This window comes from Paraburkholderia sp. 22099 (assembly GCF_052045835.1).
GTDB lineage: Bacteria > Pseudomonadota > Gammaproteobacteria > Burkholderiales > Burkholderiaceae > Paraburkholderia > Paraburkholderia terricola.
The window spans coordinates 68410-90884 of the sequence record NZ_JBQEPU010000030.1; the positions used below are offsets into that span (position 1 = coordinate 68410).

The 22475-nt window shown below is 64.5% G+C and carries 21 protein-coding genes; 7 read left to right on the top strand and 14 right to left on the bottom strand.

The annotated features are described in order from the left end of the window. Positions 1–31: 31 nt before the first annotated feature. Complete coding sequence (fdhA, locus tag ACTJLC_RS24840; RefSeq protein WP_073431118.1) at positions 32–1231, bottom strand: formaldehyde dehydrogenase, glutathione-independent; 1200 nt, start codon at positions 1229–1231, stop codon at positions 32–34. Between the two features lie 272 nt (positions 1232–1503). On the opposite strand from fdhA, the gene betI reads away from it, so the two are divergent. The 5 genes from betI to ACTJLC_RS24865 all read left to right on the top strand — a co-directional run bounded on the left by betI (position 1504) and on the right by ACTJLC_RS24865 (position 5943). After that, the gene (gene betI, locus ACTJLC_RS24845) at positions 1504–2091 is read left to right on the top strand and encodes a transcriptional regulator BetI (RefSeq protein ID WP_073431119.1); all 588 of its coding nucleotides are present in this window, start codon (positions 1504–1506) and stop codon (positions 2089–2091) included. A gap of 28 nt (positions 2092–2119) precedes the next feature. Next, on the top strand, positions 2120–3589 hold the full coding sequence (gene betB, locus ACTJLC_RS24850; RefSeq protein WP_310134130.1) for a betaine-aldehyde dehydrogenase: 1470 nt from the start codon (positions 2120–2122) through the stop codon (positions 3587–3589). 12 nt (positions 3590–3601) lie between these two features. Continuing rightward, positions 3602–5287, top strand: a complete 1686-nt coding sequence (gene betA, locus ACTJLC_RS24855) for a choline dehydrogenase (RefSeq protein ID WP_310134133.1) — start codon at positions 3602–3604, stop codon at positions 5285–5287. Between the two features lie 78 nt (positions 5288–5365). Further along, positions 5366–5584, top strand: a complete 219-nt coding sequence (locus ACTJLC_RS24860; RefSeq protein ID WP_073431122.1) for a ribbon-helix-helix protein, CopG family — start codon at positions 5366–5368, stop codon at positions 5582–5584. Then, positions 5578–5943: a type II toxin-antitoxin system VapC family toxin gene (locus ACTJLC_RS24865; RefSeq protein ID WP_310134137.1), complete on the top strand. Its 366-nt coding sequence runs from the start codon at positions 5578–5580 to the stop codon at positions 5941–5943. Before ACTJLC_RS24860 ends, ACTJLC_RS24865 begins: the two co-directional genes overlap by 7 nt. Before the next feature lie 74 nt (positions 5944–6017). On the opposite strand, the gene ACTJLC_RS24870 is transcribed toward ACTJLC_RS24865, so the two are convergent. The 7 genes from ACTJLC_RS24870 to ACTJLC_RS24900 all read right to left on the bottom strand — a co-directional run bounded on the left by ACTJLC_RS24870 (position 6018) and on the right by ACTJLC_RS24900 (position 14576). Continuing rightward, entirely contained in the window at positions 6018–7436 is a 1419-nt protein-coding gene (locus ACTJLC_RS24870) for an MFS transporter (RefSeq protein WP_310134140.1), read from the bottom strand. Between the two features lie 144 nt (positions 7437–7580). Continuing rightward, positions 7581–7844 (bottom strand): hypothetical protein, encoded by a 264-nt coding sequence (locus tag ACTJLC_RS24875; RefSeq protein ID WP_073431125.1) that lies wholly within the window; start codon positions 7842–7844, stop codon positions 7581–7583. A gap of 57 nt (positions 7845–7901) precedes the next feature. Next, positions 7902–8558 (bottom strand): sarcosine oxidase subunit gamma, encoded by a 657-nt coding sequence (locus tag ACTJLC_RS24880; protein ID WP_310317697.1) that lies wholly within the window; start codon positions 8556–8558, stop codon positions 7902–7904. Beyond that, complete coding sequence (locus ACTJLC_RS24885) at positions 8548–11550, bottom strand: sarcosine oxidase subunit alpha family protein (protein ID WP_114164620.1); 3003 nt, start codon at positions 11548–11550, stop codon at positions 8548–8550. Before ACTJLC_RS24885 ends, ACTJLC_RS24880 begins: the two co-directional genes overlap by 11 nt. Continuing rightward, positions 11547–11861 (bottom strand): sarcosine oxidase subunit delta, encoded by a 315-nt coding sequence (locus ACTJLC_RS24890; RefSeq protein WP_073431128.1) that lies wholly within the window; start codon positions 11859–11861, stop codon positions 11547–11549. The genes ACTJLC_RS24885 and ACTJLC_RS24890 overlap by 4 nt, the downstream gene beginning before the upstream one ends. Positions 11862–11883: 22 nt before the next feature. Next, entirely contained in the window at positions 11884–13128 is a 1245-nt protein-coding gene (locus ACTJLC_RS24895; RefSeq protein WP_114164745.1) for a sarcosine oxidase subunit beta family protein, read from the bottom strand. A gap of 53 nt (positions 13129–13181) precedes the next feature. Further along, positions 13182–14576 carry an L-serine ammonia-lyase gene (locus ACTJLC_RS24900; RefSeq protein WP_073431129.1) on the bottom strand — a complete coding sequence of 465 codons (1395 nt, stop codon included), beginning with the start codon at positions 14574–14576 and terminating at the stop codon, positions 13182–13184. Positions 14577–14884: 308 nt separating this feature from the next. Here ACTJLC_RS24900 and ACTJLC_RS24905 point away from each other — a divergent pair, with 308 nt between their 5' ends. Then, entirely contained in the window at positions 14885–15967 is a 1083-nt protein-coding gene (locus ACTJLC_RS24905) for a GlxA family transcriptional regulator (RefSeq protein WP_073431162.1), read from the top strand. Between the two features lie 56 nt (positions 15968–16023). On the opposite strand, the gene ACTJLC_RS24910 is transcribed toward ACTJLC_RS24905, so the two are convergent. From ACTJLC_RS24910 to ACTJLC_RS24925, 4 genes are all read right to left on the bottom strand, one after another. Continuing rightward, entirely contained in the window at positions 16024–16959 is a 936-nt protein-coding gene (locus ACTJLC_RS24910; RefSeq protein WP_073431130.1) for a choline ABC transporter substrate-binding protein, read from the bottom strand. Positions 16960–17049: 90 nt separating this feature from the next. Further along, positions 17050–18051: a GlxA family transcriptional regulator gene (locus ACTJLC_RS24915; protein ID WP_310134145.1), complete on the bottom strand. Its 1002-nt coding sequence runs from the start codon at positions 18049–18051 to the stop codon at positions 17050–17052. 7 nt (positions 18052–18058) lie between these two features. Further along, the gene (gene choW / locus ACTJLC_RS24920) at positions 18059–18961 is read right to left on the bottom strand and encodes a choline ABC transporter permease subunit (RefSeq protein WP_073431132.1); all 903 of its coding nucleotides are present in this window, start codon (positions 18959–18961) and stop codon (positions 18059–18061) included. Further along, entirely contained in the window at positions 18954–20135 is a 1182-nt protein-coding gene (locus ACTJLC_RS24925; RefSeq protein WP_073431133.1) for a quaternary amine ABC transporter ATP-binding protein, read from the bottom strand. Before ACTJLC_RS24925 ends, choW begins: the two co-directional genes overlap by 8 nt. Positions 20136–20629: 494 nt before the next feature. Between ACTJLC_RS24925 and ACTJLC_RS24930 the strand changes: the two genes are divergently transcribed. After that, entirely contained in the window at positions 20630–20956 is a 327-nt protein-coding gene (locus ACTJLC_RS24930; protein WP_310134148.1) for a hypothetical protein, read from the top strand. 48 nt (positions 20957–21004) lie between these two features. Here the strand turns inward: ACTJLC_RS24930 and ACTJLC_RS24935 are convergent, their stop codons facing one another. Together ACTJLC_RS24935 and ACTJLC_RS24940 are read right to left on the bottom strand one after the other, a co-directional pair. Next, positions 21005–22300 (bottom strand): MFS transporter, encoded by a 1296-nt coding sequence (locus ACTJLC_RS24935; RefSeq protein WP_310134151.1) that lies wholly within the window; start codon positions 22298–22300, stop codon positions 21005–21007. Then, a partial coding sequence (locus ACTJLC_RS24940; protein WP_440845519.1) for a hypothetical protein occupies positions 22290–22475 on the bottom strand: 186 nt, incomplete at its 5' end. The genes ACTJLC_RS24935 and ACTJLC_RS24940, both read right to left, overlap by 11 nt.

Consider the following 22475-nt stretch of genomic DNA (forward strand, 5'->3'; position numbering starts at 1 on the left):
GCCAGCCCGCTTTATGTTGCCTGATGCTGCTTTACGCCGCTTTCAACAACCCATGCGGGTCGATCACAAACTTGCGCGGCGCGCCGCCGTCGAACTGCCGGTAACCATCGGGCGCCTGATCGAGCGACACCACGGTCACGTTGACGATATCCGCGATCGGCAAGCGGTCCCACAAGATCGCCTGCATCAGATTGTGGTTGTACTTCATCACCGGCGTTTGCCCGGTATGGAACGAGTGCGACTTGGCCCAGCCGAGACCGAAGCGGATGCTCAGGCTGCCCTTGCGCGCGGCGGCGTCGGCGGCGCCCGGATCGTCCGTGACGTACAGGCCCGGAATGCCGATCGCGCCCGCGGCCCGCGTGATTTCCATCAACGAATTGAGCACCGTGGCCGGCGCTTCCTCATGCGAGCCGCTGCTGCCGTGGCCGTGCGCCTCGAAGCCGACGCAGTCCACCGCGCAGTCCACCTCCGGCTTGCCGAGAATCTGTTCGATCTGTTCGCCGAGCGTGGCGTCTTTGGACAGGTCGATCGTCTCGAAGCCCATCTTGCGCGCATGCGCGAGGCGCGCCTCGTTCATGTCGCCGACGATCGTGCAGGCCGCGCCCAGCAGGCGCGCCGACGCGGCCGCCGCCATGCCCACCGGCCCCGCGCCCGCGATATAAACGGTGGCGCCGGGCTTCACGCCCGCCATCACCGCGCCGTGATAGCCGGTCGGCAGAATGTCGGAAAGGCACGTGAGGTCGCGGATTTTCGACATCGCCTGCGCGCGGTCGGGGAATTTCAGCAGATTGAAGTCGGCGTACGGCACCATCACGTATTCGGCCTGGCCGCCGATCCAGCCGCCCATGTCGACGTAGCCATAAGCGCCGCCCGCGCGCGACGGATTCACGTTCAGGCACACGCCGGTGTGCTGCGCCTTGCAGGTCGGGCAGCGTCCGCAGGCGACGTTGAAGGGCACGGAAACGAGATCGCCGATGCTCAGCGTCTCGACGTCGCGGCCGATTTCGATCACCTCGCCGGTAATCTCGTGGCCGAGCACGAGGCCGACCTCGGCGGTGGTCCGGCCGCGCACCATATGCTGGTCGGAGCCGCAAATATTCGTGCTCACCACCTTGAGGATCACGCCGTGGCCGATCGCTCGGCCACGTGGATCGACCATCTTCGGATAGTCGATCGACTGCACTTCCACCTTGCCCTGCCCCAGATACACGACGCCGCGATTGCTGCTCATTGTCTGTCTCCATGTCTTGTGAGCGGCGTGCGAGACCGTCTGCAACACGCCGTTCAACGAGCGTAGCGCCCGCTGAGCCACGGACATGTACTGAACGCGACATGGGTTTGGCCGAAACCGACACGCGCGGCGCAACCGCCGTCCACGCTGATGCAACCCGGTTTTTATTGATTGACCGTTCAATATAAAAAACCTAACATGGCCCATCGAATCCACGGCCGGCGACCGGGTTTAGCCGCCCTTGGCCATCTGAAGCCCGCCCCAACAGCACCATGCCCAAACTTGGAATGCGCGAAGTCCGCCGCGCTCAACTGATCGACGCGACCTTGCTCACCATCGACCAGACCGGTCTCGCGGGCGCGACGCTCGCCTCGGTCGCGCAGCGCGCGAGTACTTCCACCGGCATCGTCAGCCACTATTTCGGCGACAAGGACGGCTTGCTCGAAGCCACCATGCGCCATGTGCTGCGCGATCTGTGGCAAGCCACGTCGCGCCGGCGCCGCGCGGCGAAAGCCGATCCGCGCTCGAAACTGCGCGCGGTGGTGGCCGCGAATTTCGACGCCGAGCAGACCAGCGGTCCGGTCATGAAAACGTGGCTCGCGTTCTGGTCCGAAAGCATGCACAAGCCGCAATTGCGGCGGCTGCAATACGTGAACACACGGCGCCTGAATTCGAACCTGTACGCGGATTTTTCGCAGGCGCTGCCGCGCGCGGCGGCACGGCGCGCGGCAAGCGGCCTGGCGGCGTTGATCGACGGCTTATGGCTGCGCGGCGCGTTGTCGGGCGAACCGTTCGATACGAAGGCGGCGCTGCGCCTCGCGAACGAATACATCGATCTGGTTTTGCAGGCACGCAGCTAGGCCGGCGACATTTTTAAAGGAGCAAGTCATGGCGGTATTCGCAACGCAACGTCTTTATATCGGCGGCGCCCACGTCGACGCAACCGGCGGAGAAACCTTCGACACGTTCGACCCCGCCACCGGCGAAACGCTCGCCACGGTGCAGCAGGCAACGGCGGCCGACGTCGATCGCGCGGTGCGATCCGCGCGCGACGGTCAGCGTGAATGGGCCGCGCTCACGGCGATGCAGCGCTCGCGCATTCTGCGCCGCGCGGTCGAGCTTCTGCGCGAGCGCAACGACGAGCTCGCCGCGCTCGAAACGCGCGACACCGGCAAGCCGATTGCCGAGACGCTGGCGGTCGATATCGTGACCGGCGCGGACGTCATCGAGTATTACGCCGGCCTTGCCACCGCGATCGAAGGACAACAGATTCCGTTGCGCCCGTCGTCGTTCGTTTATACGCGGCGCGAACCGCTCGGCGTATGCGCGGGCATCGGCGCATGGAATTACCCGATCCAGATCGCGTGCTGGAAGTCGGCGCCCGCGCTGGCGGCCGGCAATGCGATGATCTTCAAGCCGAGCGAAATCACGCCGCTGTCGGCGCTGAAGCTCGCTGAGATTTACACCGAAGCCGGCGTGCCGGCGGGCGTATTCAACGTCGTGCAAGGCGACGGACGCGTGGGCGCGATGCTAGCCGCGCATCCCGACATCGAGAAGATTTCGTTCACGGGCGGCGTCGAAACCGGCAAGAAGGTGATGTCGCTGGCGGGCGCATCGTCGCTGAAGGAAGTGACGATGGAACTCGGCGGCAAGTCGCCGCTGCTCGTGTTCGACGACGCCAATCTCGAACGCGCCGCCGACATCGCGATGAGCGCCAACTTCTTCAGTTCCGGCCAGGTTTGCACCAACGGCACGCGGGTTTTCGTGCAACGCGGCGTGCTCGAACAGTTCGAAGCGCTCGTGCTGGAACGCGTGAAACGCATTCGCGTGGGCGCGCCCACCCACGCTGACACCAACTTCGGCCCACTCGTGAGCGCCGCCCAGTTGCAGAAAGTGCTCGGCTACATCGAGAGCGGCGTACAGGAAGGCGCGCGATTGATGGCGGGCGGCAAGCGCATTTCCGAAGGCCATTTCGGCAACGGCCAATACGTCGAGCCCACGGTGTTTACCGGCTGCCATGACGACATGCGCATCGTGCGCGAGGAAATCTTCGGCCCGGTGATGAGCATCCTCGCGTTCGACGAAGAGGACGAAGCAATCGCGCGCGCGAACAAGACCGCTTACGGTCTCGCCGCCGGCGTGGTGACGGAGAACCTGTCCCGCGCGCATCGCGTGATTCATCAACTGGAAGCCGGCATCTGCTGGATCAACACGTGGGGCGAGTCGCCCGCGGAAATGCCGGTGGGTGGCTACAAGCAATCGGGCGTCGGCCGCGAGAACGGCATCACCACGCTCGAGCACTACACGCGCATCAAGTCCGTGCAGGTCGAACTCGGCCCGTATCAACCGGTGTTCTGAGGAGTGGCGGAGATGGCTTCGAACGAATACGACTACATCATCGTCGGTGCGGGTTCGGCGGGCAACGTGCTCGCCTCGCGCCTGACCGAGGACGCGGACGCGACCGTGCTGCTGCTCGAAGCAGGCGGCCCCGATTACCGTTTCGACTTTCGCACGCAGATGCCCGCCGCGCTCGCGTATCCGCTGCAAGGGCGGCGCTACAACTGGGCGTATGAGACCGACCCCGAGCCGCACATGAACAACCGTCGCATGGAATGCGGCCGCGGCAAGGGGCTCGGCGGGTCGTCGCTGATCAACGGCATGTGCTACATACGCGGCAATGCGCTCGATTACGACGGTTGGGCCACGCGTCCCGGTCTGGAAAACTGGACCTATCTGGATTGCCTGCCCTACTTCCGCAAGGCCGAAACGCGCGATGTCGGCGCGAACGCGTATCACGGCGGCGACGGTCCCGTGCATGTGACCACGAGCAAGCCGGGCAATAATCCTCTGTTCGCCGCGATGGTCGAGGCCGGCGTGCAAGCGGGCTTTCCGCGCACCGACGATCTGAACGGCTATCAGCAGGAAGGCTTCGGGCCGATGGATCGCACCGTCACCGCGAATGGCCGGCGTGCGAGCACGGCGCGCGGCTATCTGGATCGCGCGAAGGCCCGGCCGAATCTGACGATCGTCACGCATGCCATGACCGATCGCGTGTTGTTCTCGGGCAAGCGCGCGGTCGGCGTCGCGTATCTGCATCACGGGAACGCGGTGAATGCGCATGCGCGCCGAGAAGTGCTGGTGTGCAGCGGCGCGATTGCGTCGCCGCAATTACTGCAGCGCTCGGGCGTGGGCCGCTCCACGTGGCTGCGCGAACTCGATGTTCCGCTCGTGCATGATCTGCCGGGTGTCGGCGAAAATCTGCAGGACCATCTGGAGATGTATATCCAGTACGAATGCAAGGAACCGGTGTCGCTGTATCCCGCGCTGCAGTGGTGGAATCAGCCGGCGATCGGACTCGAATGGATGCTCAACGGCACGGGCATCGGCGCGAGCAACCAGTTCGAGGCGGGCGGCTTCATCCGCACTCGCGACGACGACTTGTGGCCGAACATCCAGTATCACTTTCTGCCGGTGGCGATCAACTACAACGGTTCGAATGCGATCAGGATGCACGGCTTCCAGGCGCACGTCGGTTCGATGCGCTCGCCGAGCCGTGGCCGTGTGAAGCTCACGTCACGCGATCCGGCCGCGCATCCAGGCATCCTGTTCAACTACATGGCCGATCCGCTCGACTGGCGCGAGTTCCGCGACGGCATTCGCATCACGCGCGAGATCATGCGGCAACCGGCGCTCGACCGTTATCGCGGCCGTGAACTGAATCCGGGCGCCGATTTGACGACCGACGAACAGCTCGACGCCTTCGTGCGGATGCGTGCGGAAACCGCGTTTCATCCGTCGTGTTCGTGCAAGATGGGTTACGACGACATGGCCGTGGTCGACAGCGAGGGACGCGTGCATGGCATTGAAGCGCTGCGCGTGGTCGATGCGTCGATCATGCCGCAAATCACCACCGGCAATCTGAACGCGCCGACCATCATGCTCGCGGAGAAGATTGCGGACCGGATTCGCGGGCGTGAAGCGTTGGCGCGGGTGGAGACGCCGTATTTCGTGGCGAATGGGGTGGTGGCGCGGAAACGGGAGGGGGTGGCGGTTTGACGGGAACCCGGTGACGCAGGACTCTGCAAAAGCTCGCTGGTTGATATATGATGTGTATATATCGAAAGGGAGGCATTAATGAGCCGGATTCTGATTGATCTGCCCGATTCGCAGGTTGAAGAACTGGCGTTGCTCGTAGAGTCGGAGCAACGCCCTCGCGCCGCGGTTATTCGCGACGCAATCGAGGCGTATATCGCCCAGCATAAGCGCGTGCTGGGAAATGACGTTTTCGGACTGTGGAAAAACAGAAAAGTCGATGGCCTTGAGTACCAGCGAGAATTGCGCTCGGAATGGTAAAAGCTCTTTTCGACACAAACATCCTGATCGACTATCTCGGCGGCGTCGGCGGAGCGAAGAAAGAGCTTGCGCGCTATGAGTATCGAGCGATCAGCATCATCACATGGATGGAAGTCCTTGTTGGGGCAACCCCGGAAGACGAAGCCTCGATTCGCGGATGGCTTGGCTCGTTCGACGTGATTGCGCTGGACAGCACAATTGCAAACCGTGCGGTTGAGATTCGCAAGCAGAAGCGCATCCGTCTGCCCGACGCGATTGTTTGGGCGTCGGCGCAGGTGAATTCCCTGCTGCTGGTATCGCGCAATGTCAAGGACTTTCCTGCGAACGAACCCGGCATTCGAGTGCCTTACAAAGTCTAACCACCCGGCGATTCCAGAAAGCCCCAAGGCCGCGACAACGTCGCGGCCTTTTTAACACCCGCCTCCTGCAACCCTCACTCCCGCACCGGACTCAACACCCCCTGCCCGTCCGTCTCCACCGCTTCCGACACCAGCGTCTCCAACGCCAACCCACGCGTCTCGATCCCCAGTACCCACACCGCCGCGGCCGCGATCACAAAACACATCGCACCGAGCGAAAACACGCCGCCTTGCCCGAACACCGGCAGCACGACGCCGACCACATACGGCCCGATCAACGAACCCACCCGCCCAATCGCGGACGCAAACCCCGAACCGGTAGCGCGCGCCCCCGTGCCGTAAAGCTCCGGCGTATAGGTATAAAGCACCGCCCACATCGCGAACAGAAAGAATTGCATCGCGAGCCCGGCGCAGATCAGCAGCGCCGGCGCTTGCGCATGCAACGCGGTCTGTCCATAGACATACGCCATCACCGCGCTGCCCGCGAGCGAAGCAATACAGGTCGGCTTGCGTCCCCACCGCTCGACCAGCCACGCCGCGCAAATAAAGCCCGGAATCCCGCCGAGCGAAATCAGCACCGTGTACAACACCGATTTCGTCACCGCGAAACCGGCCTGCTGCATCAACGCACCGAGCCACGAGGTCAGCCCGTAGAACCCGAGCAACGCGAAGAACCACAGCGTCCACACCATGATCGTGCGGCGCCGGTAGGCGATGCTCCAGATCTCGCGGAACGCGCCCGTCCCCTTCACTACCGCCGGCTCCGCGAGCATCACGGGCGCGCGCAACTGGCTCAGCCCCGCCGCCTTCATCACTTTCACTTCGATCTGCGCGAGCACTTTGTCCGCCTCGGCGATGCGTCCGCGATGTTCGAGCCAGCGCGGCGATTCCGGCACCACGCGGCGCACGACCAGCACGAATACCGCCGGAATCGCGAGCAGCGCGAACTCGGTGCGCCACCCTAGCGTCGACAACACGAAATACGACACCACGCCCGCCGTGATGAAGCCGAGCGGCCAGAAGCCGTCCATCAGCGCGATCAAACGTCCGCGCGACGCAGCCGGCACGAACTCCGACAGCAGCGTTTGCGCAATCGGAAACTCCATGCCCATGCCGAAGCCGAGCAGCACGCGATAAAAGATCAGCGCCTCGACGCTCTGCGCGGTCGAGCAGAGGTATGACGCCAGCCCCCACAACACCATGCTCCACTGAAACACGGGCCGTCGTCCGAAACGATCCGCGAGTAATCCGGCAATCGCCGCGCCGCCCACCATGCCGAAGAAGCTCGCGCTCGCAACTAACCCCGTCGTCGCGGTCGACAGATGAAACTCCGTCTTGATCGAGCCGAGCACGAAGGTCATCGTGCCGAGATCGACGGAATCGAAGAAGAACGCGATCGCGATGATGATGAAGATGGTCCGGTGATAACCGGAAAACGGCAGGCGTTCGAGTCGCGCGGCTGCGCTCGCGCGAGGCTGAAAAGCGGTGGACATGTCATCCCCTCATTGATGCGGCGGCTGCCGCGTGGCTGTTCCGATCGGTGTTTTCAGTAGACGCCGACATAAATCGGCCACATAGAAGAAATGCGTCATCGGAATGGAACGGGGGCGTCGTTCCTCGACCGCGATGCGAAAGCGTTACGCCCGCAGCCGCGCCCGCGCCGCGCCGGCAATGCGCGCGAGCGCATCCGCGCTCAGGCGCGCGGCGATTTTCTCGACGTAGTCGTGATGTCGCGCCTGCAGCGGCGCGCCGAGTTGCTGCGCGAGCAGATAGCGGATCAGCGCGATGCGCCGGTGCCGCAACTCGATGCTCTGTTCGAGCAGCGCGAGCGCGGCGTGCGCATCGCCCTGTTGAAACGCGCGCTCGGTGAGGCGCGCGGTAGCTAGACGTGTCGACGTCATGGCGGTCGATCGCGAGGCAAGCCGCGAGCGGTGCGGGCGAGCACCGCTCGCCGCGTCTCACGACATCAGCGGCTCGGCGGCGTCGAGCATGATCTTGACGAAGTAGTCCGCGAAGCTGCGGCGCACGACGAGATCGAAACTATCCGGCCCGGTGGGCAGGAGCGTCATCGACGCCTTGAAATAGTGGCTTTGCGCGCACTGTCCTTCACCGAACAGCTTGGGATGCAGGTCGAGCGGGCACCCCCGCGCGAGCACCTCGCGCACACGCGTGCCGCTGATTTCGAGCACCGTATAGCCGCTGCCGATATCCACCGCCGAAGCAAACACGCCGGCAAACGCGGCGCCGAGCTTCGCTTGCAGCGGCGCGGTGCGCGACGCGTCGTGCGCCGTCGCCGAGCATGCCAGCCATTCGTCCGGCCCGAGCCACAACAGGTCGTAGCCGTTGCCGCGCGCCATCGTGTTCGCCTTCTCCGGCGGCCGGCAGCCGAGCACGCTTTCCACGGCACGCACAAACGCCGCGTCGCGCGTATCGCCGCGCACGTCCACCAGTTCCAGAAACGGCCGCTCGCTCAGCCGGAACGCGGCGGACGCCGTGGCCTGATGCTTCTTCAGCAGCGCGTCCGTGCCGACCAGCGGCGACTCCTGCCACACGCCGGTTTGCTTGCCGACGGCGCGATCCACCACCGACGCCGTCCCTCCTGTTTCATTCCACATGTTGACGTGCTCCTTCGCTGTCGTAGAACACCGAACTGGTGACCTTGGCCGCAATCTGCCTGCCGCTGGAAAGCGGGATGGTGACGGTTTCGCCGATCTTGTCGAGACCGCCCTTCACGACCGCCATCGCGATCGAGCGCTTCAGAATCGGGCTGTAATAGCTCGACGTGACGTGGCCGAGCATCGGCGCGGTGTCGCCCTGGAATGGGCCGGCGACGATCTGCGAGCCCTCGGGAATCACGAACGACGGATCGTCCGCGAGCAATCCCACCAGTTGCTTGCGCCCCGTCTTCGCCGTATCGGAGCGCGTGAGCGAACGCTTGCCGAGAAAGTCCTTCGACTTCGCGACGAGCCCGCCCATGCCGAGATCGTAGGGCGTCATCGAGCCGTCCGTATCCTGGCCGACGATGATGTAGCCCTTCTCCGCGCGCAGCACGTGCATGGTTTCCGTGCCGTAGGGCGTGATGTCGAACTCCGCGCCCGCGGCCATCAGCGCTTCCCACACCGCGCGCCCGACGTTGGCCGGCACGTTCACTTCATAAGCGAGTTCGCCGGAGAAGCTGATCCGCATCACGCGCGACGCCGCGCCCGCGATCGTGCCTTCGCGATAGCTCATGAACGGGAACGCGGCGTTCGCGAAGTCGATGTCGTGACACACCTTCTGCAAGACCTTGCGGCTGTTCGGACCGACCACCGCGAAGGTGGCCCAGTGGTCCGTGACCGACGCGAGCCGCACGCGCATGTCGGGCCATTCGGTTTGCAGCCAGCGTTCGAGCCACGTGAGCACACGCGCGGCGCCGCCCGTCGTGGTGGTCATCATGTAATGCTGATCGGCGAGGCGCACCGTCACGCCGTCGTCGAAGATCATGCCGTTCTCGTCGAGCATCAGGCCGTAGCGGCACTTGCCGACTTCCAGCTTGCTCCAAGGATTCGTATAGACCCAGTTCAGCAGCTTCGCCGAATCGGGACCCTGAATGTCGATCTTGCCGAGCGTCGAGGCGTCGAGAATGCCGACGCTCGTGCGCACCGCGAGCGACTCGCGCGCCACCGCCGCGTGCATGTCCTCGCCGGCTTTCGGGTAGTACCAGGGACGCTTCCAGTTGCCGACGTCCTCGAACGCCGCGCCGTTTTGCACATGCCATTCGTGCACCGCCGTCTTGCGCACCGGATCGAGAAACTCGCCCAACTCGCGGCCCGCGAACGTGCCGAACGTGACCGGCGTGTAGTTGGGCCGGAACGTCGTCGTGCCGGTCTCGGGAATCGTCTTGCCGAGCGCCTGCGCGAGAATCGCCATGCCGTTGATGTTGCCGAGCTTGCCCTGATCGGTGCCGAAGCCCATCGCCGTGTAGCGCTTCACGTGCTCGACCGATTCGAAACCCTCGCGCGCCGCGAGGAAAATATCGGCCGCCGACACGTCGTTCTGGAAATCGACGAACTGCTTCGGCCCACGCGTGGCGAGTTCGCGTCCGCCGACGAGCCACAGCGGCTGCATCTTCGCTTCCGCGATGTCGGCGACCTGCACCGGATTCGGCCGCGCGACGATATGACCGGCGGCGCGCGCCGCCTCGACGCCGGCATCCATCGCGACACGGATGCCTTGGCCCAGCGTGAAGTCGCCCGCGCAAGCGCCGACGCTCGTTTCCGGCTGCATCGCCTTGCCCGGCACGAAGCAGGCTTTTTCGTCATGCCAGTGCGCCTTGCCGCCCGACTGCGCGAACAGATGCAGCACCGGGCTCCAGCCGCCGGACATCGCCAGCAGATCGCAAGCGAGCTCGCCCTGCTTCGCGCCGACCTGGCCGTTCGAATACGACGCGACCTCCACCGAGTCGACGCGCAGCTTGCCGTGCGCCGCCGTGATCGCCACGCCGTTCATCACCTTCACGCCATAGCGCCGCGCGAGCGCCGGCAGCGTGCCCTTCGACTCGCCCGCGCGCGGATCGACCACCGTCACCTGCGCGCCGGCCGTCTTCAGGTCGAGCGCGCATTGATAGCCGTCGTCGTTGTTGGTGAACACCACCGCGTTGCGCCCCGGCAGCACCGCATAGCGATGCAGATACGTGGACACGGCCGAAGCCAGCATCACGCCCGGCAGATCGTTGTTGCCGAATACGATCGGCCGTTCATGCGCGCCGGTCGCGAGAATCACGCGTTTCGCGCGGATCTTCCACATCAGTTCGCGCGTGCCCTTGCGTTGCGACACCGGCAGATGCTCGGTGAGCCGCTGCGTGACCGTGACGAGATTGTGATCCTGATAGCCGAACGCGGTGCTGCGGCAGAGGATTTTCACGTCGGGCATTTGCCGCAGTTCGTCCTCGATCTTATGCACCCATTGCAACGCGGGCTTGCCGTCGATATCCGTGCGGCACGACAGCAGCGAGCCGCCGAGTTCCGGCTGATCGTCGACCAGGGTCACGCGCGCGCCGGACAGCGCCGCCGCGTGCGCGGCCGCGAGGCCGGTCGGGCCGCCGCCGACCACCAGCACGTCGCAATGCGCAAAGCACTTGTCGTAGCGGTCGGCGTCGGTGTGCTCGGGCGCCTTGCCGAGACCGGCCGCGTCGCGAATCACTTCTTCGTACTTCGGCCAGAACTTGCGCGGCCACATGAAGGTCTTGTAGTAGAAGCCCGCCGGAATGAAGCGCGCGATCTTCTGATTGACCGCCATGCGGTCTTTCTCGATGCTCGGCTTCGCGTTCACGCTGGTGGCGACGAGCCCCTGATACAACTCCACCTCGGTGGCGCGCGCATTCGGCACGGTGTAGGCGCCGGTTTCGAGTTGCACGATCGCATTCGGCTCTTCCACGCCCGCCGTCACGATGCCGCGCGGCCGGTGATATTTCCAGCTACGCGCGACGAAATGCACGCCGTTCGCGAGCAAGGCCGAAGCCAGCGTGTCGCCCTGATAGCCCTGATACTTGCGGCCGTTGAACGTGAAGCTCAACACGATCGCGCGGTTGATGCGCCCGCCGCTCGGCAGTCGGTCTTTCTGGCTCATGATGCCTTACCCTCGTTTGCTTGACCCTCGTTGCCGCCCATCGTGAGCAGCGGCCGCTCGAACGTCTCGTAGCCTTGAATCTCGTAGCTCACGGTGTCGCGCTGCGCCTTGAACCAGCGGCGGCAGCCTTGCGCGTGCAGCCATTGCTCGTGATGCACGCCGCGCGGATTCTTGCGCATGAACAGGTAGTCGCCCCATTCCTTATCGGTGAGTTTGTCGGTGTCGAGCGGGCGGGCGATGTCCGCCTCGCCGCCGCAGGAAAATTCGGTTTCGGCGCGTGGCCCGCACCACGGGCATTCGATCAGCAGCATGTTCCTTTCTCCTCGTGTGCGATTAGTGGGCCACGGCGGCCGCGCCGTGCTCGTCGATCAGGTGGCCGGTATAGAAACGCTCCAGCGAGAACGGCGCGTTCAGCGGATGCGGCTCGTCCTTCGCGATGGTGTACGCGTAAGCCCAACCGGAGCCCGGCGTCGCCTTGAAGCCGCCCGTACCCCAGCCGCAATTGAAATAAAGCCCCTTCACGTCGGTCTTGCTGATGATCGGGCACGCATCCGGCGACACGTCCACGATGCCGCCCCACTGACGGTTCATCCGCACGCGCGAGAACACCGGGAACATTTCGACGATCGCCTCGAGCGTGCCTTCGATGATCTGGAAACTGCCGCGCTGGCCGAAGCCCGTGTACTGATCGACGCCCGCGCCGATCACCAGATCGCCCTTGTCGGACTGGCTGATGTACGCGTGCACCGCGTTCGACATCACCACGGTATTGACCACCGGCTTGATCGGCTCGGACACGAGCGCCTGCAACGGATGGCTCTCCAAAGGCAAACGCACGCCGGCCATGTCCGCGAGCGTGGACGTATTGCCCGCCGCGACGATCGCCACCTTCTTCGCCTTGATGAAACCCTTCGTGGTGTCCACGCCGGTCACCTGGCTGCCGTCGCGGCGAATGCCCGTGACCTGGCAGTTCTGCACGATATCCACGCCGGCCTGGTCCGCGCCGCGCGCGAAACCCCACGCCACCGCGTCATGCCGGGCCACGCCGCCGCGGCGCTGGATCGACGCGCCGAGCACCGGGTAGCGGCTGTTCAGATTGATGGTCGGTTCGAGTTCCTTGATCTGCGCCGGCGTGAGGAATTCCGCGTCCACGCCGTTCAGCCGGTTCGCATTCACGCGGCGCTCGGTGTCGCGCACGTCCTGCAACGTGTGGGCGAGATTCATCACGCCGCGCTGGCTGAACATCACGTTGTAGTTGAGGTCCTGCGAGAGCCCTTCCCACAGCTTCATTGCTTTCTCGTAGAGCGCGGCCGACTCGTCCCACAGATAATTCGAGCGCACGATGGTCGTATTGCGCGCCGTATTGCCGCCGCCGATCCAGCCCTTCTCCAGCACGGCGATATTGCGCACGCCGTGCTCCTTCGCGAGGTAATAGGCGGTGGCGAGACCGTGCCCGCCGCCGCCGACGATCACGACGTCGTACTCACGCCTGGGCTCCGGACTCTTCCACTGTCGCTCCCAGTTCTCGTGATACGACATTCCGTTGCGCAACAGGCTGAATATCGAATAGCGGCTCATCATTGATCCTTGTTGGTGCTGTCGGTACTAATGCTCGATACGTCGTAGCGGGTTCAACACTCGATGACGTTCACGGCGAGACCGCCGCGCGACGTCTCCTTGTATTTCGTCTTCATGTCAGCGCCGGTTTCGCGCATCGTCTTGATCACGTTGTCGAGCGACACGTAGTGCTGGCCGTCGCCCTTCATCGCCATGCGCGCGGCGTTCAGCGCCTTGATCGCGCCCATTGCATTGCGTTCGATGCAGGGAATCTGCACCAGCCCGCCGACCGGATCGCAGGTCATGCCGAGGTTGTGTTCCATGCCGATTTCGGCGGCGTTCTCGACTTGCGTCGGCGTGCCGCCCATCACGGCGGCGAGCGCCGCCGCGGCCATCGAGCAGGCGACGCCCACCTCGCCCTGGCAGCCCACTTCCGCGCCGGAGATCGACGCGGTTTCCTTGTAGATGATGCCGATCGCGGCGGCCGTCAGCAAAAACGTGACGATGCCTTCGTCGTTCGACGCGTGCATGAACTTCACGTAGTAATGCAGCACGGCGGGAATCACGCCGGCCGCGCCGTTGGTCGGCGCGGTGACCACGCGCCCGCCCGCGGCGTTTTCCTCGTTGACGGCCATCGCGTACAGGTTGACCCAGTCGAGCATCGAGAGCGGATCGCGCAACGACTCCTCGGAACGCGAGCGCAATTGCGCGCTCAGATCGGCGGCGCGGCGCTTCACGTGCATCGGGCCGGGCAACTCGCCGCGCACCTTGCAGCCGCGCTCGACGCACGCCGCCATCACGCGCCAGATCGCGAGCAGGCCGTCGCGCACTTCCTGTTCGGGACGCGACGCGCATTCGTTGCGCAGCGTCACTTCGGCGATCGACAAGCCGGTTTCGCGGCACACGCGCATCAGATCGTCGCCGGTGCGAAACGGATGCGGCACCTGAGCGCCGGCGCGCAAGCCGTTCACGCGATCGCCCTCGCGATTCACCACGAAGCCGCCGCCGATCGAGTAATACTCTTTCTCCACCAGCAGTTGGCCGTTTTCGTCGAATGCCTGAAACCGCATGCCGTTCGGATGCACGATGCTCGAACCCGGCGCGCCGGGCATCAGCTTGCGAAAGAAGCCGAGATGCTCGCGCTCGTCGAACTTGATGGGATGCTTGCCGAGCAGCGTCAGTTGCTTCGTTTCGCGGATCGCCTGCAAGCGCGGCTCGATCTGGTCCGGGTCGATCAGATCGGGCAGATTGCCTTCGAGCCCGAGCAGCACCGCCTTGTCCGTGCCGTGCCCCTTGCCGGTCGCGCCGAGCGAGCCGAACAGTTCGACCTTCACGCGGCGCACGAAGCCGAGCAGGTTGGCGTCCTCGATATGCGAGGCGAAGCGGCAAGCAGCGATCATCGGCCCGACCGTGTGCGAGCTTGAAGGACCGATACCGATCTTGAACAGATCGAAAACGCTGACGTTCATGGCGTGCCTTGTGCGTTGCGATGCATGGGTGGCCGGGTTCGGCCTGAAGTAGCCCCTATTGCACCGCACGTCAATTTGGACCGATAGAATAAAAACGGCATCACAGTGGGATAGTGGCGTCAAGCGGGCCGCCCGCAAAGCGCCGCGGCGCATTTGCGATGACTTCTGACGCATTTGCGACAGGCGTCGCGCCCGTCGCTGGCGATGCTGGGGCACCGCTTCGGTGGCGCAAATGAAGCGGCCCGATGAAGCGCCTTGTTTCCCCGGTGCTATGCTTGATTCAACCTTTTCTCTTGCCGGCTGCATGCATGAATTCCGCTGAACCGCTTCCCCTTCAATCGATCGACGGCACCTCGAAACAGCGCATCCGCTTCGGCATCATCCTGCTGCCGAACTTCACGCTGACGGCGTTCTCGGGGTTCGTCGACCTGCTGCGCCTGTCCGCGGATGAAGGCGACTTCAGCAAGCCCGTGCGCTGTTCGTGGAGCGTGATAGGGGAAACCCTCGCTCCGGTGCGCGCGAGTTGCGGCATCCAGATCACGCCGTGGGAAACCTTCGACAACGCCGAGCGGTTCGATTACGTGGTCGTGGTCGGCGGCCTGTTGCATTCCGGTCCCGCCGCCAACGAGGCGACGCTCGCGTTCATCCGCCGCGCCGCCGCCACCGACGCGACGCTCGTCGGCATGTGCACCGGCGTGTTTTCGCTGATGCGCGCGGGCGTGCTGGAAGGCCATCGCATTTGCGTGAGCTGGTTTCACTACTGGGATTTCATCGAGCGCTTTCCGTCGGTGAATGAAGAAGCGCTGGTGGCCGACCGCCTCTTCGTGATCGACCGCCGTCGCATTACGTGTTCGGGCGGGCGCGCATCGATCGACGTGGCCGCGGCGATCTTGCTGCGTCACTTCGAAACCGCCACCGTGCAGAAGGCGCTGCGCATTCTGCTGGTGGACGACATGCAGAAAGGCAATGCGCCGCAGCCGCATCCGCCCGGACTCGCGCCCGCCGCGCATCCCAAGGTGAAGCGCGCGATTCTGCTGATGGAGCAGCACGTGGGGCGTTCGCTGTCGCTGGATGAACTGGCGGGCAAGCTCGATCTTTCGCCGCGTCAGTTGGAACGGCTTTTCAAGGCGCAGACCGGCAAGGCGCCGCAAGCCTACGCGAAGCAGGTGCGCTTGCGCACCGCCGCGTGGCTGCTGACGAGTTCGGATAAGACCGTGGCGGACATCGCGTCGAGTTGCGGCTTTTCCGATGCATCGCATCTGGGCCGCGAATTCCGCAAGCAGTTCGGCTTGCCGCCGATGATGTACCGCGAGCAGCGCGGAACGGCCGCGCAAGTGGAAGACGGCTCGGGGTATGACGAAACTTTTCCGGGGCGGGCTCAGGCGATCTGAGATGCGCGGCCGTCACACAAGAAGCGACAGCCGCGCATGCCGCGGCTAGCCCGGCATCACTTCCCCGCCACGAACGCCTTCACCGCCGGCAAGCCGTCCTTGCCGTCGAACGTCTTCACCCCCGCGAGCCATTGATCGAGCACGGACGGATTCGCCTTCAGCCACTCGCGTGCGGCCTTGTTCGGATCGGTCTTGTTCATGATCGGTAGCATCACGTGGTTCTCGATATCGGTCGTGAAGTGCAGGTTCGCCACCAGCTTCGCGACGTTCGGGCAGCGCGTCGCGTAATCGCTCGGCGTGACCGTCAATACCTTCGCTTCGCCGTAGTTCGGGCCGAACACGTCGTCGCCGCCGGACAGATAATCGATCTTCATCTGCACGTTCATCGGATGCGGTTCCCAGCCGAGAAACACGATCGGCTTCTTGTCGCGGATCGAGCGGTTCACCTCGACCAGCATGCCCGCCTCGCTCGACTCCACCAGCTTGAACTTGCCGAGCCCGTACTGATTGCTGTCGATCATCTTCTTGATCAGCGCATTGCCGTCGTTGCCCGGCTCGATGCCGTAGATCTTGCCGTCGAGCTTGTCGTAGTTCTTGGCGATGTCGGCGAACGTCTTGATGCCCGCCTGATACGCGTAGTCCGGCACGGCCAGCGTGTATTTCGCGCCGGTCAGATTCGGCGTGGGCAGCACGCTGAGTTGGCCGGCCTTCTTGAACGGGTCGATCATCGGGTCCATGGTCGGCGACCAGTAGCCGAGGAACACGTCGATCTGCTTGCTCTTCACGCCGGCGAACGTGATCGGCACCGAGGCGATCGTCTTGGTCGGCTTGTAGCCGAGCCCTTCGAGCACCGTCGACGCGAGGCCGGTGGTCGCCGCGATATCGGTCCAGCCGACGTCGGCGAATCGCACGGCGCGGCAACTAGCGGGGTCCGCGGCAAAGACAGACGACATCGACAGCGCGCACAGCGACGCGGCCCATACATGTTTCATGGCGTTCCCTCAGGGTGGTTGATACTCGACTGGTTTTCTTGCGTGGGTGGTATTGCGTTGCCTGCTTCAGAAGTTCGGGCGCTCAGGCGCTCAGGCGGATAAACGCCGTTCGACGCTCGGCGCATGACCGAACTGCGCGCGATACGCCTTGCTGAAATGACACGGCGAATGGAACCCGCACACGGCGGTCACGCGCGCGATCGACGCATCCGTGTTGCGCAGCAGTTCGCGCGCGCGCCGCAAACGCAGCGTCAGGTAATAGTGCGTGGGCGACGCGCTCAGGAACATCTTGAACATGCGCTGCAAATGCCGTTGCGACAGATGCACGAGCCGCGCGAGTTCGTCGAGCGAGAGCGGCTCCTCGATATTCGCTTCCATGAGCCGCACCACTTCGATCAGTTCCGCGCGCGAGAAACCGACCCGCGCGTCGACCGGAATGTGCTGATAATCGGTCGAGCCGCGAATCCGCTCGACGATGAACTGCTCGGACACCTGCGCGGCGATCGAATGCCCGAGGCGCATGCCGACCAGGTTCAGCAGCAGATCGAGCGGCGCGGTGCCGCCGGTGCAGGTCATCCGGTCACGGTCGATCACGAACAGTTCGTCGGCGAAACGCACGTGCGGGTAGCTCTTGTGCAACGGCGACATGTCCTCCCAATGCACGGTGCAGCGATAACCGTCGAGCAGCCCCGCCGCGAGCAGCGCATACGGCCCGGTGCAGATGCCGCCGAGCGGAATGCCCTGCGCGGCCACGTCGCGCAGCAGCGCGATCACCGTCTCGTCCACGTAATCGCGCACGTGCCAGCCGGCGCAGACGATCAGCACGTCCGGCATGCCGGCCTCGGCCAGCGTGGTGGTGGGCTTCACCGTGATGCCGTTGCTGGCCCGCGCCGGTTCGCCGTCCGGCGTGATCACCGACCACGTGTAGTGCTGCGCGCGGCCCACGTAGTTGGCCATGCGCAGCACTTCGACCGCGCTCGTGAACGCGATCATCGAAAAATTCGGCAGCGTCATGAAGCCGAAGTGCGCGAGTTTCGACAACGGCGAGTCGGCCGGCGTCTCTACAGGGGCGGCAATCGCGTCGCGCTTCATCGGCGGCTCAGCCGTGCTGCGCCGCGGGCGCGCGGCGCACCTTCATCAGGCTGCGCAAGCCGGAGAGCAGCGGCGCGCGCGCCATGCCCGGCGAACGGCCGAAGCTTTCCGTGATGCGGTCGAGAATGATCGCCAGCATCACCACCGAGAGGCCGCTTTCGAAGCCGAGCCCGATGTCGAGCCGCTGAATACTCGCCAGCACGTCGTTGCCGAGACCGCCCGCGCCCACCATCGACGCGATGATCACCATCGAGAGCGCCATCATGATGGTCTGGTTCACGCCGGTCATGATCGAGGGCAGCGCGTTCGGAAACTGCACCTTGTAGAGCAATTGCCAGGGCGTGCAGCCGAAAGCCTGCCCCGCTTCCACGATTTCGCGGTTCACGTGCTTGATGCCGAGCGACGTGAGGCGCACCGCCGGCGGCATCGCGAAGATCACCGTCGAGAGAATGCCCGGCACGCGGCCCAGACCGAACAGCATCGCGGCCGGAATCAGGTAGACGAACGCGGGCATGGTCTGCATCAGATCGAGCACCGGGCGCACCGTCATCTCGACGTAGCGGCTCTTCGCGGTCCAGATGCCGAGCGGCACGCCGAGCAACAGGCTGATCAAGGTCGACGACAGCGTGAGCCCGAGCGTGATCACCATCTGATCCCAGAAGCCGGTGGCGTAGATCAGCAGCATCGCGAGCAGCGTGAAGAGCGCGAAGCGCCAGCCCACCCGCCACAAACCGATGCCGACGAAGAATGCCATCAGCGCCCACATGGGCACGGCTTGCAAGCCGTGCTCGATCAACGCGGCGAAGCTCTCGATCGCCTTGCCGATCGCGTCGAAGGTTTTTGCGTCGTGGTCGAGCAGATAGTGAACGCCGTGGTCGACCCAGGCGCCGAGTGGAATGACTTCAGACATGGGAACTCCGATGGCGCGTGAGAACGTTCAGCACGTTCGTCTTGTTGACGGAACCGCAGTAGGAGCCGTCGGCTTCGACGACCGGCAGCGGCGCGCGGCTCGCCACCACCCGTTCGACGACGTCGTCGAGCGGCGTGGTGCGGCGGATGCACTCGATGGGGTTGAGCTGCGGCGACGCGCTGCCCATCGCATCGCGGCACACGAAGCCGCGAATCTTGCGCTCGCCGTCGAGCACGAACGCGTAGTCGCCGCTGCCGTTGAGCGTCGCGGCCACGCTCGACGCGTCGATCTGCGTCGCGTGCGAATGCATCAGCGGCACGGCGTCGGTTTGCATCAGATCGCCCGCGGTCAGATAGCGGCTCGTGTCGATGCCTTCGAAGAACGCCCGCACGTAATCGTCGGCGGGGTTCGTGATGATTTGCTGCGGCGTGCCGACCTGCACCACCTTGCCGCCTTCCATGATCGCGATGCGCGTGCCGATGCGCATGGCTTCTTCCAGATCGTGCGAGACGAACAGAATGGTGCGCTGCTGCTCGCGCTGCAGATCGAGCAGCACGTTCTGCATTTCCTTGCGCTTGAGCGGATCGAGCGCGGAGAACGCCTCGTCCATGATCATCAGCGAGGGGTTGACCGCCAGCGCCCGCGCGAGACCCACGCGCTGCTGCATGCCGCCCGAGAGCTGCGCCGGCAGCTTCGCGGCGAACGGCGCGAGGCCGACCTGTTCGAGCACCGTCATCGCGCGCTTCTCGCGTTCCTTGCGGCCGATGCCCGCGACTTCCAGGCCGAACGCCGCGTTGGACAGCACGGTGCGCTGCGGCATCAGCGCGAAGGACTGAAACACCATGCTCATGTCCTTGCGGCGCAGCGCCGTCAATTCCGAGCGCGGCACGCTGGCCACGTCGCGGCCGTCGATCAGCACCTTGCCGGCGGTGGGCTCCACCAGCCGATTGATCAGGCGAATCAGCGTCGATTTGCCGGAGCCCGACAGGCCCATCAGCACGAAGATCTCGCCTTCCTTGACTTCGAACGACACATTGTGGACACCGACGATCTGACCGGTGCGCGCGAACACTTCCTCTTTCGTCGCACCGCCTGCCAGCATGCCGATCGCCTGCTTCGGGTTGGTGCCGAACACCTTGCACAGCCCTTCGACCACGACCTTCGGGGAATTCATTGAATGTTCTCCTTGCGTGGCGGACGTCCGTCCGCGCTGTGCATACATAGTTGCCAGAAAAAAGTACGGCTAGCCGACTATTTGCGACAACCACATGAGGAAATACGACACCCCCGCCGCGCGCGCCCCGCCGACAAAACGCGCAAGCCTTGCGGGGCAAGGGTTTGACGGCTATCGAGAGGCTCGGCCCGGCATGTCGCGCGAGAGCAAGTGTAGGCCGCCGGGATGAAAAAAAACCGCGCTTCGTGGGTTTGACCGGTGCGTTTGCCGGGCATCGGCAGCGCACGGCTGCGCTCCCGCGAAACCTTATGCCAGGGTAAACCGGCAAGCGGGCCGGTCGCCATGCACGGAAATCATTACGAGAACCTTAAGCCCGCACGCCGTTACGCGGTGTTACCGATCTCGCATCCCCCTTGCACCTGCAAATCGCGGCACTGCCTACACTGCGTTCCATCTCCACTGTCATCGCTTCATCCATGCGGCGAAAACAAACAATGCGCAAGAATTTATTTTCAGTGATGGTCGGCACGGCGGTAGGGGTGGCTTTCGCACTGGCGTCGCCGGTGGCGTCCGCACATGTGGATGTCGGCATCGGCATCGGCATTCCGGGGCCGGTTTTCGTCCCCGCGCAGCCGGCGTATGTCGAGCCGCCGCCGGTGGTGTATGCACCCGCGCCGGTCGTCGGCTATGGCTACGGCTATGACGACGACTGGCGTGCGCGCGAATGGCGCGAGCATCAGGAGCGGCGTGAGCGGCGTTGGCGCCGCCACGAGGAACACGAGCGCGAATGGCGCGAGCGCCACGGCTGGGGTGACGATTAAGACAGGCTGAGGCGGGCTGTCACCTGTTTCGCATGACAGCCGCGCCGATCATTGCGGCGCGGCCGCCGTCCGATAGCCGCGTCGTCCGATAGCCAGGGCGAGGAAAGCCGACACCGCGAGACTCGCCGCCACCACGTAAAGCCCGGCGGCGTATCCTCCGGTCACGCTTTTCAGCCAGCCGATCGCAAACGGGCCGACGAAGCCGCCGAGGTTGCCGATCGAGTTGATCATGGCGATGCCGGCCGCCGCGCCCGCGCCCGACAGAAAAGTGCTCGGCATCGCCCACAACGGCGCCTTGGCCGCGCTGATGCCCACGTTCACCGCGATCAGCGCCGCCACCACCGCCACGACGCTATCCGCGACGCCGGCCCACGCGAGCCCCGCGCCCGCCACCACGCAGGGAATCACGACGTGCCAGGTGCGCTCGCCGCTGCGGTCCGAATGCCGCGCCCACATCACCATGCCGATCACCGCGAGCACGCTCGGAATCGCGTTCAACGCGCCGGTGCCGAGCGCGCTGAAACCGAACTGGCGAATGATCAGCGGCGCCCATAAGCCGAGCGTGTAGAGCCCCGCGGACGTGCCGAAGTAGATCATCGCCATGACCCACACGCGCGGGTCGCGCAATGCCGCGAGCGCACCCGACGCATGTCCTGCCTGCGACTCGCGTCCCATGCGCTCCTCGCGCAAGGTCGCAACGAGCCAGGCTTTCTCGTCCGCGGCGAGCCACGCCGCTTTTTCGGGTGAATCCGTGAGCGCCTTGAGCACCACGAAGCCGAGCACCACCGCCGGAATCGCCTCGATGATGAAGAGCCATTGCCAGTCCTTCAAGCCGAACAACGCGGGCATCTGCATGATCGCGCCGGAAATGGGCGAGCCGATCGCGGTCGACAACGGCGCGGCCGCCATGAACGCGGCGGCGGCCACCGCGCGCTGGCGCGCCGGAAACCACTGGCTGAGATAGAGGATGATGCCCGGAAAGAAACCGGCTTCGGCCACGCCCAGCAAAAAGCGCAACACGTAGAACGAATTCGGCCCGACGACGAACGCCGAAGCCGCCGACACGAGCCCCCACGTCACCATCACGCGCGCGATCCAGACGCGCGCGCCGACTTTGTTCAAGATGAGATTCGACGGCACCTCGCACAGAAAGTAGCCGAGAAAGAAGATGCCGCCGCCGAGCCCGAACATCGTCGGCGAGAGGCCGAGATCCTTGTTCATCGTGAGCGCCGCGAAACCCACATTCACGCGATCGAGAAAGCTCACGAAGTAAAGCAGCATGACGAAGGGCAAAATGCGCCACGTCAGCTTGCGCACCACACGGGCTTGCAATTCATTGGTCATGCCTGTCTCCGCTGTGTTGAATTCGCCCGTGACGCGCGCGTCCGGGCGTTATGTTCTTACTGACGGGTGCACCAAATAGTGCCTTGCGCGTTATACGGGTATGAAGACGAAAACTGATGCCCGAAAACTGGACCAGGCGACGCAGGCGCACCTGAGGAAGATGGTGGTGCAGGCG